Origin of the sequence: Sphingobacterium sp. WM (assembly GCF_029542465.1) — a bacterium.
Classification (GTDB): Bacteria; Bacteroidota; Bacteroidia; order Sphingobacteriales; family Sphingobacteriaceae; genus Sphingobacterium; species Sphingobacterium cellulitidis.
The window spans coordinates 918,979-937,146 of sequence record NZ_CP120709.1; the positions used below are offsets into that span (position 1 = coordinate 918,979).

13 protein-coding genes are annotated in these 18,168 nt (G+C 37.9%); 12 read left to right on the top strand and 1 reads right to left on the bottom strand.

Features of this window, described 5'->3' with window-relative positions:
* Positions 1-20 precede the first annotated feature (20 nt).
* From PZ892_RS03980 to PZ892_RS04035, 12 genes are all read left to right on the top strand, one after another.
* Complete coding sequence (locus PZ892_RS03980; RefSeq protein WP_182499296.1) at positions 21-1,385, top strand: sulfatase-like hydrolase/transferase; 1,365 nt, start codon at positions 21-23, stop codon at positions 1,383-1,385.
* A 447-nt stretch (positions 1,386-1,832) separates the two neighbouring features.
* Positions 1,833-2,366: an RNA polymerase sigma-70 factor gene (locus tag PZ892_RS03985; protein WP_182499297.1), complete on the top strand. Its 534-nt coding sequence runs from the start codon at positions 1,833-1,835 to the stop codon at positions 2,364-2,366.
* Between the two features lie 57 nt (positions 2,367-2,423).
* Positions 2,424-3,560: a FecR family protein gene (locus PZ892_RS03990; protein ID WP_277712119.1), complete on the top strand. Its 1,137-nt coding sequence runs from the start codon at positions 2,424-2,426 to the stop codon at positions 3,558-3,560.
* 198 nt (positions 3,561-3,758) lie between these two features.
* The gene (locus PZ892_RS03995) at positions 3,759-7,400 is read left to right on the top strand and encodes a SusC/RagA family TonB-linked outer membrane protein (RefSeq protein WP_182499298.1); all 3,642 of its coding nucleotides are present in this window, start codon (positions 3,759-3,761) and stop codon (positions 7,398-7,400) included.
* A gap of 11 nt (positions 7,401-7,411) precedes the next feature.
* Entirely contained in the window at positions 7,412-8,884 is a 1,473-nt protein-coding gene (locus PZ892_RS04000; protein ID WP_182499299.1) for a RagB/SusD family nutrient uptake outer membrane protein, read from the top strand.
* A gap of 5 nt (positions 8,885-8,889) precedes the next feature.
* Positions 8,890-10,272, top strand: a complete 1,383-nt coding sequence (locus PZ892_RS04005) for a substrate import-associated zinc metallohydrolase lipoprotein (RefSeq protein ID WP_182499300.1) — start codon at positions 8,890-8,892, stop codon at positions 10,270-10,272.
* A 9-nt stretch (positions 10,273-10,281) separates the two neighbouring features.
* Complete coding sequence (locus PZ892_RS04010; protein ID WP_182499301.1) at positions 10,282-11,604, top strand: DUF4302 domain-containing protein; 1,323 nt, start codon at positions 10,282-10,284, stop codon at positions 11,602-11,604.
* Positions 11,605-11,709: 105 nt separating this feature from the next.
* Positions 11,710-12,027 (top strand): hypothetical protein, encoded by a 318-nt coding sequence (locus tag PZ892_RS04015; RefSeq protein ID WP_277712121.1) that lies wholly within the window; start codon positions 11,710-11,712, stop codon positions 12,025-12,027.
* Positions 12,011-12,718, top strand: a complete 708-nt coding sequence (locus tag PZ892_RS04020; RefSeq protein ID WP_182499303.1) for an ATP-binding cassette domain-containing protein — start codon at positions 12,011-12,013, stop codon at positions 12,716-12,718. Before PZ892_RS04015 ends, PZ892_RS04020 begins: the two co-directional genes overlap by 17 nt.
* Before the next feature lie 83 nt (positions 12,719-12,801).
* Positions 12,802-14,136 carry a dihydroorotase gene (locus tag PZ892_RS04025; protein ID WP_182499304.1) on the top strand — a complete coding sequence of 445 codons (1,335 nt, stop codon included), beginning with the start codon at positions 12,802-12,804 and terminating at the stop codon, positions 14,134-14,136.
* A 2-nt stretch (positions 14,137-14,138) separates the two neighbouring features.
* Positions 14,139-15,185, top strand: coding sequence for an LD-carboxypeptidase (locus PZ892_RS04030; protein WP_182499305.1), 1,047 nt, complete (start codon positions 14,139-14,141; stop codon positions 15,183-15,185).
* A gap of 1 nt (position 15,186) precedes the next feature.
* Positions 15,187-16,695 carry a M14 family zinc carboxypeptidase gene (locus tag PZ892_RS04035; protein WP_182499306.1) on the top strand — a complete coding sequence of 503 codons (1,509 nt, stop codon included), beginning with the start codon at positions 15,187-15,189 and terminating at the stop codon, positions 16,693-16,695.
* Positions 16,696-16,746: 51 nt separating this feature from the next.
* Here PZ892_RS04035 and PZ892_RS04040 read toward each other — a convergent pair whose 3' ends face one another.
* Entirely contained in the window at positions 16,747-18,168 is a 1,422-nt protein-coding gene (locus PZ892_RS04040) for a SusD/RagB family nutrient-binding outer membrane lipoprotein (RefSeq protein ID WP_094255168.1), read from the bottom strand.

Consider the following 18,168-nt stretch of genomic DNA (forward strand, 5'->3'; position numbering starts at 1 on the left):
AATTCTTAAACCCAAAAATTATGTATTCTTTTCTTAAATCCAGTTTTGTATTTCTATTGACCCTGTTCTTTTTACAAAGTCAGGCTCAAACTGATAAACAACCTCATATTATCATTATCCTCGCAGATGATTTGGGGATAGGCGACCTGTCGACTTATTACAATAAGTATGAAACCCCTTATTTGGATCAACTTGGAAAAGAAGGAATCAAGTTTAGCAATTATTATAGTGCCTCACCAATCTGTTCCCCCTCTAGAGCTGGATTGTTAACGGGACAGCGTCCAGCAAAACTACATTTCACCACCTTTCTAAATACCCGCGAAGATAATCGAAAAAAACAACAGGTTGATTTCTTGGATCCTAATGTTCAAACTATGGCTAAGGTTTTGAAAAATCAAGGATACAAGACAGCGCATTTTGGGAAATGGCATTTAGGTGGTGGCAGGGATGTTACGAATGCTCCAAACTTTGATCAATATGGTTTTGATGCATGGTCTGGAACTTATGAAAGTCCGGATCCTGATCCCGCAATAACCGCCAGTAATTGGATCTGGTCTGACCAAGACAGTATCAAACGCTGGAATAGGACCAAGTATTTTGTGGATAAAACCCTTAATTTCCTGAAGGAAAATAAAGAAAAACCCTGCTTTATTAATGTATGGACCGACGATGTTCATACCCCCTGGATTGCTGCCGATGATGAACAAGGAAAATACAATTGGAAACCTCAAGAGGAGCGTAGTTTTAAAAATGTTCTCAAAGAATATGATAAGCAGATCGGGAGATTAATGACCGGATTAAAGGACTTGGGCATTGATCAAAATACCCTTGTTATTTTTATTAGTGATAATGGACCCTTGCCGAATTTTCGACAAGACCGCTCTGCAGGATTACGTGGAAGTAAGTTATCCTTATATGAAGGTGGCATACGCATGCCCATGTTGATTCGTTGGCCAGCAAAGATCAAAGCAAATCAAGAAGATCAACAAACCATTATTTCAGCGTTGGACCTGCTGCCGACCTTGGCAAAAATTGCAGATGCCCCCATAGCTGAAACCAAGGTCTTGGATGGCCAAGATGTAAGTCAGGCTTTTTTTGGTTCTCCCATCAAAAGAAAAGAACCATTAATCTGGGAATATGGAAGAAATGATTCCACGGTTTTCAGTTTCCCGAAAAAAATCAATCGAAGTCCTGCCTTGGCCTTACGAGACCAAAATTGGAAATTCTTCATGAATGAAGATCAATCGGAGATGGAATTATACGATTTAAGTTCAGATCCTCATGAACAGCATAACCTTGCAAGTGAAAGGAAGAAGCTCGCCAAAAAATATGCGAAGATATTAACCAAATGGTGGTCGAATCTACCTGAATTCACTGTAAAATAATTTCAAAAAACTAAAAAATAATCGGATTGCTATCTCGGTTTGGTGCTAAATGAATATTCGAGATTTGGACTGTTTTTCAACAGTTCAAATGGCACGTTCTACCGGACTTTTTCCGCAGCTTCGCCGGACCTTCTTCGGAGCTCCTTCGAATTTTTGCGGACAAGCTCCGACAGAAGTCAGAAGAAGCTCTGAACTAATATTGAATTCGAACTAAGTTTGAAAGGAATCTCTTAGATTTAGTTACTTCTATGGAAAATTTAATATTTCGAAAATATCATCATTTTTAGCTTTAAATCGAGGTTTGTTCACTTTGGAGGTTGAAAAATCAAGAAAAATATTGTCAATGTTAATTTTATTTACAGGAATGGTTTGTTTTTCTTTTCTTTTTTTAGCAAATTGATTTTTATTACAATTATTGATGATCCACGACCAATGGATTTATGAATTATGAAGGACGGAAATCTAGATAGAGCATTTTTTCAGAAATACTATAAACCCCTGTGCTTTTTTGCATGGGAAATGGTGAATGATTCAGATTTAGCGGAGGATTTGGTTCAGGATGCTTTTACTGCCTATTGGAACAATAGAAGTAGGGTGTCCATTGAAGAAGATTCCATCAAGGCCTTTCTGTATAGTTCGGTGCGACATGCCGTGTACAATATTCAGCGTAAGAATAAAGTCATTCAAAAATATTTTAATCGCTTGGGAAATAATGAAATTGATACCATCGATTATGAACATCAATTGATTACCAGTGAGTTTTTTGCTGAACTTTATAAAATAGTTTCGGCCTTGCCTGCAAGTTGTCAGCAAATTTTTAATTTAAGCTATGTTGAAGGTTTGTCTAATCAACAAATTGCGGATGAATTATCCATTTCTGTCAATACCATCAAAACCCAAAAACAACGCGCCCTAAAAGTTATCAGGCAGAATCTGAACCCAGAATTGATGGTTGTTTTTGCTGCATTATTTTTTTGTTAAAAAAATATTAAATACTTGTCACCCCTTTTCGTGATTTAGGTTTCTTGTACTTAAATTATGAAAGACCAATCATTTTATATTTCTAAATTATTAATCAAAAAACATCATTCTTTTCTTACAAAGGAAGAAGAAGAAGTGTTGAATACTTGGTTAGCCTCTAATCCGAAGAATCAGGAATTAGCGAATGATTTATTGGAGAAAGCGAAATCAGGTGTTGACCTATCTATTTTCGAAAAATTCGACGAAGAAGCTGCATTTCAAAGTTTTCAAGCAAAGAATAAGGGTCGCAGATTTGGGTTTCTTGCCTATGCTGCTGCTATCTTATTCGCAATTGGACTTGGTTATGTGTTTTTCTTGAATAAACCTGAAGCTGCGGATAATCGTTTTACGCAGATCGAAAGTGTTAAACATCAGAACGACGTATTGCCAGCAGGAAATGGCGCCTATTTATTTAATGAAGAAGGTGAGCAGGTTCAGGTTGAAGGCAATGTAGTGGTTCAAAAGAATGGGGATATTTCCAGCGAAAAAGGAGAGTCCTTGTTAGGCAAGGAAGATCAACCTTCCATGGAGAATACCCTGGTTGTTCCTTCGGCAAGATTTTTTAATTTGACATTATCGGATGGTACCAAAGTCTGGATCAATGCGAACTCCCAACTTCGCTTTCCATCGGTATTTAGTGCGCATGAGAGAAGGGTGAAGGTGAAAGGGGAAGTTTATTTTGAAGTTGCCAAGGATGCGGAAAGACCCTTTTACGTAGAAAGTGAAGGCGCAGAAATCAAGGTTCTAGGAACACACTTCAATGTAAACAGTTACTCAGCTTTTTGTAAAACAACCTTGGCCGAAGGAAAGGTCCAAGTAAGCAATGGCAAGAAGACAGTTGAGCTCATCCCTGGGGAACAAGCCATTATTTCAGAATCCAAAGTGGATGTAGGGGAAGCAAATGTCGAGAAGGATTTGGCCTGGAAGAACAATATTTTTCAATTCAAGGGGGACAATATTGTCAATATTGCGAAGCAATTACAGAATTGGTATGATTTGGAAATTTCTTTCTCAAAAGAAGTTTCATTAACCCAAACCTATACAGGAGAAATTAAAAGAGATGCGAAATTATCTGAGGTACTCAATATGTTGGAGTATGTCAGTAGCCTCGATTTTAGAATTCAAGGAAACAAATTACTTATCCTAAATAAATAACTATGAAATAAATTACTACTAAAAAATTATGAAAAAAAGAGAACAGAGATGTAGCAGCATCCCTGTTCAAGACTATTAAGCTAACGCGAATTACTAATTATTAACATTAACTCAACAATCAAATGTATGAATAACTTAACATTTGGCAAAAGGCGAGGTATGCAATCTTATTCCCTTTTTCCAAGAATTTTCCGAATTATGAAAATTACGACAGCGTTGATGCTAATTGGGCTGACTTGTGCATATGCTAGTGGTAAAGCTCAAAAAGTTACGCTTGCATTGAAAAATGCAAAGTTGGAGGATGCCTTTAAGGAAATTTCTAAACAGACTGAGTTTAAATTTCTTTATAATGACAACCTTGTAAAGCATGCTCGAAGGGTAAACCTAAACATTGAAAATTCTCCTATTAAGGAGGCGGTTTTATTATTATTGAAGGATAATAAATTCAATTTTCAAATAATTGGTCAAACCATTACGATCAGTTCTCCAGTTGTCAATTCCGCAAATGTAACTTCTGTGGAATCGAATACAAGCATGGAACAAAATACAGTAACTGGGGTTATTCGTTCGGACCAAGGGCAGGTTCTTTCCGGAGCTTCGGTTTTAGTGAAAGGTTCTTCCTCAGGAACGACGACGAATTCGAACGGTGAATTCAGTATTCAGGCCGCATCGAATGCGACCTTGGTTGTTCGGTATATTGGATACCAATCTCGTGAGATCCCAGTAGACAATAGAAAAAACATCAATATTACCTTAACGGCAGTAAGTAATACTTTAGAGCAGGTGAATGTAGTTTCTACAGGTTACCAAAATCTAGATCGTAAATTATTTACAGGTGCTACAGCTAAAGTAAATGCCTTAGATGCAGAACGTAACGGGGTTCCTGATATTTCCAGAATGTTGGAAGGACAGGTTGCAGGGGTATCAGTACAGAACGTATCTGGTACATTCGGGGCTGCTCCTAAAATTCGTGTGCGTGGTGCAACTTCTCTATCCGGTGAAAATAAGCCTTTATGGGTTGTGGATGGAATCATTTTGGAAGACTTAGTGAATATTTCTAATGAAGCGCTTTCTACTGGTGATGCAAATACCTTGATTGGTTCATCCGTTGCTGGATTAAACCCTGATGATATTGAATCATTCACCATCTTAAAGGATGCTGCAGCTACTGCGATGTATGGTGCACGTGCGATGAATGGTGTAATCGTTGTAACCACCAAAAAAGGTAGAAATACCGATGGAGTAGCACAAGTAAATTACACAGGTAACTTTACTACTTATTTGAAACCGGAATATAGTCAATTCGATATCATGAACTCTGCTGAGCAGATGTCCATTTTGTTAGAGCTTGACAATAAAGGTTTCTTTAACCACAGTGCAGCTTCAAGAAGTAAAAACGGAGGAATTTTTTCCAAGATGTACAACCAAATGTATATCTATGATGAATCGAATGGAACATTTGGATTAGAGAACACACGTGAAGCTAAACTGGGATATTTAGAAAGATATACCAAAGCAAATACCGATTGGTTTGATGTATTATTTAAGCAATCCTTATTACAAGACCATTCTGTTAGTATTACATCGGGATCTGCGAAATCACAAACGTATGTTTCTACCAGTTTTATCCATGATTCTGGTCAGACCTTAGGGGATAATGTAAAACGTTATACAGCCAACATTAGAAATAACCTGAGATTTAGTGAGAAATTCTCGGCAGAGTTGTTAATTAATGGATCCGTTCGTGATCAAAGAGCTCCAGGTACATTAACTAGGGAGTCCGATCCAGTGTATGGTAAATATTCCAGAGATTTTGATATCAATCCATATTCCTATGCGTTGAATACCAGCCGTTTGTTGACTCCTTATGATGAGAATGGAAATTTAGAATATTTTACAAGAAACTATGCTCCATTTAATATTCTAAACGAGCTTGATCAAAACTATTTGAAATTAGGAAATATGGACTTAAAGGTTCAGGGTGGACTTCGTTATAAAATCCTTCCTGAATTGACAGCATCCGTAGATGGAGCTTATCGTTATGCGAGAACAGAAAGACAGCACTATATTCTAGAAAATTCGAATATGGCGCAGACTTTTAGGGCGGCAGGAGATGCAACCATTATGGATGGTAATGATTTCTTATATTCTGATCCAGATTTACCAAACTCCTTACCACAAGTTATTTTACCTGAAGGAGGTTTCTACAATACTTCTTTGAATAACTTAAAGAATTATTATTTCCGTTCAAATTTAGAGTATGATGACACCTATAACATGGACCACCGATTAAATTTATTCGGTTCATTTGAGGTGCGTTATACGGATAGACAGAATTCCGACTATGAAGGGATTGGCTATCAATACAAGAATGGCGGATTAGTAAATCCAAATTATAGATACTTCAAAAAGATGATCGAAGCTGGGGATCCATATTTTGGAATGGGATATGAGTATGACCGTTTTGTTGCTGGGATGTTTAGAGCAGCCTATGCTTACAAGGACAAATATAGTGTTAACGTCACAACTCGTTTAGATGGTTCCAATAAATTAGGTGAATCCCGTGTTGCACGTTGGTTACCTACTTGGAACGTGTCTGGTAAATGGAATATTGACCAAGAAGAATTCTTCAACCAAGATAATGGTATCGTGTCAGCGATTGGAATTCGTGGTACATATGGTTTGGTTGCCAGTCTTGGAAATGCAAGAAACTCAACAGCAATTTATTATAACCAAATTGCTTACCGTCCGTATGAATCTGAAAAAGAAGCGATTACTAATCTTTCCAGTCTTGAAAACAGTAACTTGACTTGGGAGAAATTGTACGAATTGAACATCGGTGCTGATATGCAATTGTTCAATAAAATTGATTTAACAGCAGATTGGTATAATCGTAATATTTTCGATTTGATTGGAACTATTCGTACTTCAGGAATTGGAGGTCAGGGTAGAAAACAGGCCAATTACGCGGATATGAAATCTTCAGGTTTTGAGTTGACTGTAGCAGGAAATCCAGTTCAGAATGCAGATGGATTTAATTGGAGAACCCAGTTTAATTTTGGTTACAACAAGAATGAGGTTACCAAGCTAGAGGTAAATCAAAATATCTGGACCTTGGTTCGTGCTGAAGGAGCTGCGGTTGAAGGCCATGCGCAGAGAGGATTATTCTCGATAGCTTTTGATGGTTTGGATCCTAACTATGGTTATCCAACTTATATTGGTACAGAAGGAACAAAAGACACCTATTTGTACCTACAAAGTGAGGATATCGATTACCTAAAATATCATGGTCCAGTAGACCCAATCTTAACGGGAGGTTTCTACAATAACTTCAGATACAAGAACTTTGGTTTAACAGCATTATTCACATTTGCTACAGGTAACTACATCAGGTTACAGCCAACATATGAATATGCATATGATGATATGGTATCCGTGAGTAAAGACATGGTAAACAGATGGATTATGCCTGGTGATGAAGAAAAAACCAATATTCCATCCCTTTTGGATGGCTTTAGCCTTGGTTATAGAATCAAGAGGCCAAATGGAAATACAGTTGATCCTCGATATACCTACAATCACTATAATTACTCAGATCAGCGTGTTGCCAAGGGAGATTTTATCCGATTAAAACAAGTTCAAATATCTTATATCCTTCCACAAAGCTTCCTTTCCAGGTTGAAGATGAGATCTGCGCAAGTAGCGTTGGTAGGAAACAATATTGCCTTGCTTTATTCAGATAAGAAATTAAATGGAGCAGATCCTGAGTTCTTTAATAATGGTGGTGTAGCTATGCCAGTTCCAAGGCAATATACATTTTCATTGAAGGTTGGTTTTTAAAAATAAGAGAAATGAAAATTAATAGATATATACTATTTGTTTTTGCAGGGGTGTTATTCACGAGTTCTTGCAATAAATATTTGGACCAAAGTCCAGATATGAGGACACAAATTGACGATGTGGAGAAGGTAGCGCAGTTGGTAGGCTCGGCCTATCCATCCTATAATTATTTAGCGATGGCAGAATCCTATTCTGATAACATCCATGATAAAGGAGTTGGAATAGGCAATCTTGATGAACCTTATGTTTCCTATTACAACTGGGTAGACGTGGCCGGTGATGATAATAATACACCTACTCAATATTGGAATGGTGTGTATGAGGGGATTTCTGCGGCAAACCATGCCTTAGAAGCGATTCGTACGAACAACTTTGGTCCAGAAGTCAATCCATATAAAGGGGAGGCATTGATTGCCAGAGCTTATGGACATTTTATGTTGGCTATTTTCTTTGCACAACCCTATAATATTGGCGGAGATAACTCAACAGCCGGGATACCTTATGTATCAGAGCCAGAGAAAGAAGCTTTACCAATGTATACCAGAGGTACAGTGAAGGAAACTTATGATAAGATTCGTCAAGATTTAGAAGAAGGCTTAGCCTTATTAGCTGGCGGACAGTGGAAAGTTCCAAAATATCACTTTACTCCAGCAGCGGCCTATGCATTTGCAGCACGCTTCTATTTATTTATTGGGGAATATGACAAAGCCATTCAAGCAGCAAATCAAATATTTCCAAACGGAGACTTTGCAGGGAAATTAAGACCCATCACAACTACTATTCAAGCGTACAGTTTGGCTCAACAATTAATTGAGTATACCAAAGCGGATAAAGAATATAACTTGTTATTGAGAGAAACCTATTCGGTGTACCAACGTGATGCTACATTCCAACGCTACGGTTATAGCCAGACCTTGTACAATGAGTTGTTTTCAACTCCGGTATTTGAAGGAACTACCTTATACTCCAGAGGTATCAGTTATAGCTCAGGTCAGGATTATACGGTGTATATGTACAATGAGTATTTCTATTTAACAAATGCACAGGCAGGTATTGGTTATCCATATATCATGCAACCATTGTTTACATCGGATGAAGCTTTGATCAATAGAGCAGAGGCTTATGTACAAAAAGGAGATTTTGTTAAAGGTCTCATCGATATTAACCAATTTATAAGTGTTCGTGTAAGGAATTACAACAGTTCAGTTCACAATTTAACAGTTGATAAGGCGCTGAGATCATACGGAATTTCTGATCCTAAGAAGGCATTATTAGAGGCAATCTTAAGAATAAAACGTGCTGCATTTATGAGTGAAGGAATTCGTTGGATGGATATTATCAGACATGATCTCACAGTGAAGCATATTGATCTAGATGCGAAAGATACGGAGACGATTAGAGAATTAAAGCCAGAAGATTTGCGCCGGGTATTCCAAATTCCGGTGGAAGGTAAATTGGCAGGTATTGAACAAAATCCAAGATAACCGTTATGAAAAAAATAATCTTTAGTTTACTGGCCTTATCCTTATTGGTAAGCAGTACGTCTTGCGATAAAAATGAAGTCCTTGATGTGGATATGGACTCATACAATTATGATGATTTTGAGAAATTACCTATTGACGATTATATCAGTGAAAATTTAACCAAGCCATATAATGTGGAGGTCATTTATAGATTTGACCGCAGTCATTCTGATATATCTAAGAATATTTCACCGCCTGTTATCAATCAAGTTCAACCGGCCGTTGATATGGTATTAGAGGGATTTATTAAGGTTTACGAACGAGTAGCTGGACCAACATTTATTAAAACCTATACCCCGAAACAGTTTGTGTTGTTTGGTTCACATGCCTACAATGCCAACGGTTCAGTGACCTTAGGAACAGCAGATGGAGGACGTCGCGTGGTTTTATATGATGTGAATAATATCAATGCGAATAGTCCATCGGATATTAGTCGCCGTTTGCAAACTATTCACCACGAGTTCACGCATATTTTGAATCAGATTGTTCCAATTCAGGAAGCATTCCGTACCGTTACGACGGACTACGTAGCAGATTGGTTGGCAGCTGCCAATACCGATGCGGAAGCAAAAGCATTAGGATTTGTTTCCAGATATTCTAGGAGTAGTTTTCCGGAGGATTTTGCTGAAACCGTAGCGCATCTATTAGTAAAGGGACAGGTTTGGTATGATATCTATGCCGCGGGTTCAACTGCTGATGGTCAAGCTAAGTTAAAGCTTAAACAGAGCCTTGTTGAAGATTACTTCATGAAATATCTGAATATTGATTTCAAGAAATTGCAATATGAATTCCAACAAACGTTAGCGACCAGGTATAATGATCAGTCGATGATGTTCTTGACCTATTTGAAATCCAACAATATCCAAAACTTGGTGGTTGATATGGATGGAAGTGCTACTGCGATGTATGGAAAATCAGAGGCGTTTTCGAAGGTTTGGGAAGAAGTTAGAGCTACATTAGCTCCAATGTATAATAATCGTGGATTTAAGCCAGGTGCATTTACTGTTTCCTTTGTATCGCAGACAGAAATGCAAGTACAGGCCATTTTCTCAGAACGAGATGGATCCACTACTTATATGGCATATTATGATTTCCAGATGATTCAGAATCCTGACGGGACCATTAATTTCAAGTTTGTAGATAAAGGGATAGATCAAACTCAATATAATAATGGACGGTTTGTTTTCGATGGCTTTGCTCCTTTGTTGAGATATATTCAGAACAATACTTTCACTACGAATTGGGTATCGCCGACAATTGTTGGTTCAGGAAACCTTATGAAGTTTGCTGGATTCTATGTGAAGGACAATCCGTCGAGTTATTTTTATGGACCAGTTACACTTAAATAAGAAATAATCATGAAAAGATTTTTATATATAGCCTTTCTTTTTATACTCTTTACGGGCTGTAGAAAGGAGCATGTTGATTTAACCTTTGGGGAGAAGCCTGAAGAAAGGATGAACGAACGTTTAACCGAGCTTCGTACCTTATTGAAATCATCGGAGAACGGTTGGAAGGCAAATTTAATGGTAGGTCTTATGAGCTCATATTCTTTCTATTTTAAATTTGATGATGACAAGTTCTGTACGATGATCAGTGACTTTACTGATGAGACAGCGACGGTTCCCTCACAATCCACCTATCGCGTATTGTGGACTATGAATGCTTCATTATTGTTTGATTCCTTTAATTACATCACCATGCTTCAAGAGCCTTCTTCACAATTCGGAGGTGTCTCGCCAAATGGGTATATGAGTGATATTGAGTTTGAATATCTCAAACAATCCGGGGACAGTATTTACATGCGTGGGAAAAAGTATGATCAATCGTTGGTTTTAGTGAAAGCTACCAAGGCAGAGAGTGATGGTTATATGAATAAAGGGTTAAAAACTTCAATGGATAAGACCAAGCAGTTTTTCATAGATAATCCCTATTCTTATATTTCAATTGACTCCGCTGGCGTAAATAATATGGTTGCTGTGGATTTATATCCGGTCATGAAAACCACGTCATTTTCAACGATGACTAAAGAAAAACTGGTTCGTGGGGAGAATAGTCTCTTTACTTTCAATCTGACAGGTTTGGATTTTACCACGGATAGTGTGAGTATGTTTGGGGTAATTTTCAAGAAAGCAGTTTGGGAAGGCAATCGCTTGTTTATTCACGATAGCAACGGCAAGAAATATGAGATTAAGAACCATACGGAAGCTGTTATTCCTTTGAACAAAGCGATAGGTATTAAGTTCAAGTATTTGTTTTCACCGTATAAGACTTATTTCCCTGGTACATCAGCTGATGGTTTGACGATTTTAAAACGTTACCATGATGGACTATTAAATGGAACCGGATTCCCATTCAATTATGGTGACCTCTATTTTACATGGGATAGTTTCAATCAACGTGTAAACTTAATAGGATTTAGTAGTCAAAATGGAGGAGCATCAGGATGGAACACGACTATTGGTTTCAGTTATGTCTTTGATGAAGCTTCGCAAACCTTCAAATTCAGTAAGCGTTCTAATGCTACTGGAGGTTATGTGTCAGCAATTATGGATCAGATGGAGAAATTCCTATTGGAAAGTAGTTTTAAATTGGATTATTACGAAGAATCTGGCGTTTCTTACGGTAGAATTACTGGAGTGGAAAAACCAGGCGTTGTGATGACCTTTTTGTTATTATAAGTAGATCTAATCTATTATAGGGTAAATTGGTTTGGAGCCGTCTTTATAGACGGCTCCTTTTTTGTATTTAAGGTGCTGTTGATTATTGGTTTATTTATTTTGCACTTGGCTAATTTCTTAGTAGATTTAATTATGCCGATAGCTTTCAAACATCTTTGGCAATTTTATAAGCCGATTTTCTTCATCAATCTTGCCTTGAGTTTGGCGATGAGTGTTCAATATTTAGGATATTATCCCTATGTATTTATGACGGCAGGATATCTGAGTTCAGCAGCGATAGTTCGTTTTTTTGAAGGAAATACCAAGTATCTGTTTTTTAATCTCGGTTTGACCAGAAAGGATTTAGTCCTCTATACCTTTATTGCCAATCTGATAATTTCTTTCGTATTTATTCTGATCTTTTACTATGGATTTAGCCGATAAAGAATTGTTTGTGGACTCTGTTCAATTTAGCTATAAAAGTGACCGACCGCTTTTGACAGGGGGCTATCTAGTGTTAAAAGTAGGGGATATCATTGGATTATTGGGGCGTAACGGATCAGGCAAGTCTACCTTTATGCGGATAATCTTCGGTGATTTACGAGCTCAATATGCATATATCCGATTGAATGGAAAGAAGATTAGGAAAGCTTTTCCATCAAAGGATGTTTGTTATTTACCACAGGATTCATTTTTACCCACGAATTTTACGGTCAAAAAATCAATTGAGTTTATGCTTTCCGATTCCCAACGTATTTCCAATTTGGAACGGGATGAGGTGATCTTTCGTATTCTCGGTAATAAGATTGCAGAGCTAGCGGGAGGAGAATTAAGATATCTGGAGATTATGCTCTTAATGGAACAGGATGCTACATTTATTCTATTGGATGAGCCATTTACGGGTTTATCACCCATTTTAAAGGAGAAAATACAGGCCTTAATAATTGAGAAATCCAGAATCAAAGGTATTTTGGTTTCTGATCATGATTATATGAATGTTTTGGATATCAGTAACCAATTGCTGTTACTGGAAAATGGCGGTTGTCGAAAAATTAATAAGAAGGAAGAGTTGGAACAATTCTATGTTCCCATCGGGACTTTTGATGTTCGCCGAGATCCAAATTTGGAGGCTTAATATTCGGTTTTAAATGGCTTATTCTCCATTAGGCACCTCTAAATTAGTATATTTGCTTAGCAAAACCCTTAAAGATAAATTACATGTCTACAATATTGATAAAGAATGCCCATGTTGTAAATGAAGGCAGCATCCAGGTGTTGGATCTATTTATTAAAAATGGTCGTATTGAAAAGATTGCTGGCAGCATCGACATGGATGCTGACCAAGTCATCAATGCAGAAGGATTACATTTGTTTCCAGGTCTGATTGATGATCAGGTTCATTTTCGCGAACCCGGATTAACACATAAGGCGAATATATTTACAGAAAGTAGGGCTGCAGTTGCTGGTGGAACAACTTCCTTTATGGAAATGCCTAATACTGTACCCAATACTTTGACTCAAAAATTACTTCAAGACAAGTACGATATTGGACAGGATAGTTCCTTGGCGAATTATTCTTTCTTTATGGGAGCCGCCAATGATAACCTAGATGAGGTCTTAAAAACAAATCCTCGGGATGTTTGTGGGATTAAGGTTTTTATGGGTTCATCCACCGGGAATATGTTGGTAGATAATGAAAAGGCACTCGAGGCTATTTTTAGTCAGGCTCCAACCTTAATTGCTACCCATTGTGAAGATGAAGCTACAATTCAGGCGAATCTAGCAAAATATAAAGATCAATATGGCGAGAATGTAAGCATTGAAATGCATCCATTGATCCGTTCTGCCGAGGCTTGTTATCTTTCTTCTTCGAAAGCTGTTGAATTAGCAAAAAAGAATAATACCCGTTTGCATATCTTGCATATTTCGACCGCCAAAGAGACCGGTTTATTTGATAATACCATTCCATTGGATCAAAAAAGAATAACAGCTGAGGCTTGTATTCATCATTTATGGTTTTCAGATGCAGACTATAAAAGCAAAGGGAATTTTATCAAATGGAATCCAGCGGTAAAGACGGCTAATGATCGGGATGCGATTTTAAAAGCAGTTTTGGATGGTCATATTGATGTGATTGCTACTGATCATGCTCCACATACCATTGAGGAAAAATCACAGGCTTATTTGCAAGCCCCATCAGGAGGGCCATTGGTTCAACATGCCCTTCAAGCTTTGTTGGATATGGTTAAGCAAGGGAAAATGACCTTGGAGCAGATGGTTCAAAAGACGGCTCATAATACGGCCATTCTATTTCAAATAGAACAAAGAGGATTTATTCGAGAGGGATTTTGGGCGGATTTGGTCTTGGTAGATTTGAACAAACCTTATACGGTAACAAAAGAGAATATTTTATCCAAGTGCGCTTGGTCTCCTTTTGAAAATCATACATTTACTTCGACTATTGAACATACTATTGTTTCGGGATTATTGGCTTATACCAAGGGGCAGATTCAGGAAGTAGGTTCAGGACATCGTTTACTATTCAATCGTTAACCATGAATAAACGTTCATTTATTAAATCCTTGGGGATAGGATTAGCGGCACTTCCATTAATTGGGAAGACGGAAGCCATGGCTGTTGCCAACCAGTTGAAACCTTTAATTAAAGGAAAGGTCTTAAAAGCTGGTGATACTATTGGCATTATTGCACCGGCGAGTGCAGTTACAGGTGAAGATTCCATTAGCTTGACCAAAGAGGTTCTAGAGTATTTTGGTTTTAAAGTAAAAGAAGGAAAATATATCCGAGAACGCTATGGAAACTTAGCAGGAACGGATGACCAACGTTTGGAGGATTTACATGCGATGTTTGCAGATAAATCTGTCGCTGGTATACTATGCATTCGTGGTGGTGCTGGCGCCTCCAGGTTATTGAAGCGTATCGATTATGATATGATAGCCAAAAACCCGAAAGCCTTATTGGGATATAGTGATATTACGGCATTGATCATGGCTTTTCATGCCAAAATTGGCATGGTTACTTTTCATGGGCCTGTTGGTACAAGTACCTGGAGTAATTTTGTTGCTAAAACCTTTACAGATCAATTCATTGAAAATAAGTTAGTGACCTATACAAACCCTGAGAAAAAAGGGGATGATATTGTTCAGTATAAAGATAGGATTAGCACCATCAATCCAGGAGTTGCAGAAGGGAAACTATTAGGTGGGAATTTGACTTTGATTTCGGGATTATGTGGTTCTGAATTCTTGCCGGATTTCAAGGATAGTATTTTGTTTTTGGAAGAAATCAATGAATCCCCGGAAAAGGTAGACCGGATGTTCTGTCAATTGATGAACGCTGGAATCCTTTCACAAATAAAGGGGTTTGTCTTTGGTAAATGTACAGACTGTTCGCCTTCGGGAGGTTATGGTTCCTTGAACTTAGATCAGATTCTAAGGGATTATATCAAACCATTGAATATTCCATCTTACTCAGGAGCAGTTATTGGGCATATCAATGATCAGTTTTTATTGCCGGTTGGTGTAAAAGCAAGAATTGATGCGAATAAGGGTACAATAGAAATTTTAGAAAAAGCGTTAGTATAATATGAAGTTTTTTGTCATTTCCTTAAGTCTTTTGGCTGCAACGGCCTGCAGTAATCCATTCTCAGGGTCTTCCAACGGGAATATTCCGGGGTATAAATTGGATACTGCGCAGATGAATAAGATACATTCCACCTATAAAGAATCGGCTTTATTTTCAAGAAGATTCAAACATCAGGATGTTGATTCATTGATTCAATTACATAGAAAAAGTGATCTATTTAAGATCACTGAAATTGGTAAATCAGTTGAAGGCCGTTCGATCAATGAATTGGAATATGGAAATGGCGATAAAAAAGTAATGTTATGGTCCCAGATGCATGGTGATGAACCGACTGCAACGATGGCATTATTTGATTTGTTCAATTTTTTGGAAGGCAAAGGGGATGGGTTTGATTCCGTCCGCACCTTGTTAAAGGAAAAGTTGAATATTCACTTTATACCCATGTTGAATCCTGATGGTGCAGAACGTTATTTACGTAGAAATGCACAGAGCATTGATTTAAATCGAGATGCTCGAGCATCCCAAACGGTTGAAGGGGCTTTATTAAAGTCTAGAGCAAAGGCTATTCAACCTCGGTATGGCTTCAATCTTCATGATCAAAATATTTATTACAATGTTCCTGGAACTAAAAATCCAGTGACCATTTCCCTTTTGGCACCCGCTTACAATACGGAGAGAGAAATCAATGAGGTTCGGGAAGGAGCGATGCAAATTATTGTGGGGATGAATAAAATTCTTCAGCAGTATATACCTGATGCCGTTGCGAAGTATGATGATACCTATACTCCTAGAGGGTTTGGTGATAATTTCCAATCCTGGGGAGCTAGTACGGTCTTAATTGAATCTGGCGGATTGAAGGGAGATCCTGAAAAACAGGAAATCAGAAAGTTGAATTTTGTAATCATCCTGAATGCTTTGATGGAAATTGCACAAGGGACCTATGAGAACTATGATGCCAAGGGCTACGAGGAGATTCCATTTAATGCAAGTAATATGCATGATATTGTAATCCGTGGTTTAGAATTTGGTTCAGATTCCATTCCTTTAAAGAGTGATATTGCTATTCGACGTGGTGAAAGCACCGAGGGACGAGATTACTTTGTCCGCGGCCGTGTAGAAGATATTGGAGATTTACCTGAATCATTTGGCTATGATGAGGTCGATGGCGAGGGATTAAAATTTATACAGGGAAAGATTGCGGAGAAGCCGGTTCCGACTTTTGAATCAATAACCCCTGAAATTGCCTATGATCTTTTGAAAAAAGGATATATGGCTGTTCAAGTGACTAGCTTAAAACCGGAGCAGGCGAGTATGTTGCACAACCTTCCAATACATGTTTATGGAGCTCAAGCCTTTGCGACAACGCCAGTAATTGATTTAGGAGGAACAGCAAATTTCTATATTGGGGATTCCAATGCTAATTTAAAATATGCTATCCTAAACGGTTATTTAATTGACCTATCCAAACCGTTATCGGAAATAGGATTGTTAAAGAATAAAGTCCTTTAGAGGGGTTTATATAAACAAAGAAGGGGCATAATCATATGCCCCTTTCTGTTTTTATGGTTTATCCCACCACAATTCAGTGCTTAAAGGCACTTCAGCTGGGACATTTGATCCGTTTTCTGTGATTTCATCAGCAGGGTAAGCTACTCTACGGATAAATTTATCACCAAGGACCGCTCCAATAGGAAGTTTGAAATCCTTGTATTTATAATCAAAACGACGCACATCATTCCAAGCTTCTGCATTCAGATAAGTTACCACGTATTTTTCGCGGAAGATATCCAAAAGGGTCAAGTTAGCTTGTCCTTTAGAGATGGCGGTAATGTATTTAGTTGCATCGGCTGCAGGAACACCCAATTTATCCATACTGGCTTTGACCCCTGCTAGGAATGCAGCATACGCAACAGGTTTATTATTATCCCTGAATGCGGCTTCGGCTTCAATGAATTTCACCTCAGCGTAGGTCAGGATCATTAATGGAGAAGTTTCGCTACTTACCGGAGATTTAGAGCTTATATAGCATTCATCACGGACGGTATTTGCTGCTCCAACATTCCCTTGGCCACTTACAGTACCAACATATACACCATGCACTGTTTTTTCAGTAATCTTTGATACCCGTGGGTCTTCGATTCCGTAGGTTTTTCCATTTAATTGATCAATGAAATTACTACCTAACCAGCCATCAAGGTTGTTTAATAAGTTACTGATTGAAATTGATGCCCAAGGGTTAACACCTTGGAAAGTGCTCATTCCAACGTCTTCGGCATTGGACTCCAATGAAGCTTGCGCAGCAGCCAATACTTGTTTAGGGTTATAAGAGGATTTTTTACTGACTTTATTTAATACACGAGCTTTCAGACCATTGGTAAGTTTGATCCATTTGTCGATATCTCCGCCACATAATAAGTCGTCTTTTTCACTTAATTGTTGGGATGGATCGGCTTTTTTGAAGTTTTCAAGAGCCTTATTGATCAAGTCAACTTGCGCTTTATAAAGATCTTCTTCAGAATCGTAAGGTACAGTCAGGATTGTTTCTTTTCCGAAGGCTTTGCTGTAAGGAGCGGAGCCCCAAGTATCAGCGACTAAACCCAATTGGTAGGCAGTTAATGCTTGCGAAACAGCCAAATGGTGATAAGCACCTACTTCTTCAGATTTGACCATCAAGTCATACAGATCAGCCAAAGCATAGTACAAATTATTCCAAGTAGTGGAGTTGTTTGTGATCTGATAGGTATCTGTATCCGAACCTCCGGATGGACTGGCGAAATATTGCGAATATTGATTATTAAAGTACGCTATTCTGTAATTATTATACGCCGCCTTATGAGTAGCTGTAGATAATAATGCGGTCAAAGGTGGATTTTGAACGAAGTTAGGATTTTCAGTTAAATCGAAATAGTCTTTACAGCTGTTCATTGAGAACAAGGCCAAAGCTAATAACGATATTTTTCCTATTTTGATGAATTTGTTCAT

What these genes read in the sequence shown, in the direction of transcription:
- PZ892_RS03995 (WP_182499298.1), top strand. Translation starts at nt 3,759, where the DNA reads ATGAAAATTACGACAGCGTTGATGCTAATTGGGCTGACTTGTGCATAT.
- PZ892_RS04035 (WP_182499306.1), top strand. Translation starts at nt 15,187, where the DNA reads ATGAAGTTTTTTGTCATTTCCTTAAGTCTTTTGGCTGCAACGGCCTGC.
- PZ892_RS03985 (WP_182499297.1), top strand. Translation starts at nt 1,833, where the DNA reads ATGAAGGACGGAAATCTAGATAGAGCATTTTTTCAGAAATACTATAAA.
- PZ892_RS04025 (WP_182499304.1), top strand. Translation starts at nt 12,802, where the DNA reads ATGTCTACAATATTGATAAAGAATGCCCATGTTGTAAATGAAGGCAGC.
- PZ892_RS03980 (WP_182499296.1), top strand. Translation starts at nt 21, where the DNA reads ATGTATTCTTTTCTTAAATCCAGTTTTGTATTTCTATTGACCCTGTTC.
- PZ892_RS04000 (WP_182499299.1), top strand. Translation starts at nt 7,412, where the DNA reads ATGAAAATTAATAGATATATACTATTTGTTTTTGCAGGGGTGTTATTC.
- PZ892_RS04030 (WP_182499305.1), top strand. Translation starts at nt 14,139, where the DNA reads ATGAATAAACGTTCATTTATTAAATCCTTGGGGATAGGATTAGCGGCA.
- PZ892_RS04005 (WP_182499300.1), top strand. Translation starts at nt 8,890, where the DNA reads ATGAAAAAAATAATCTTTAGTTTACTGGCCTTATCCTTATTGGTAAGC.
- PZ892_RS04040 (WP_094255168.1), bottom strand. Translation starts at nt 18,168, where the DNA reads ATGAACAAATTCATCAAAATAGGAAAAATATCGTTATTAGCTTTGGCC.
- PZ892_RS03990 (WP_277712119.1), top strand. Translation starts at nt 2,424, where the DNA reads ATGAAAGACCAATCATTTTATATTTCTAAATTATTAATCAAAAAACAT.
- PZ892_RS04010 (WP_182499301.1), top strand. Translation starts at nt 10,282, where the DNA reads ATGAAAAGATTTTTATATATAGCCTTTCTTTTTATACTCTTTACGGGC.
- PZ892_RS04020 (WP_182499303.1), top strand. Translation starts at nt 12,011, where the DNA reads ATGGATTTAGCCGATAAAGAATTGTTTGTGGACTCTGTTCAATTTAGC.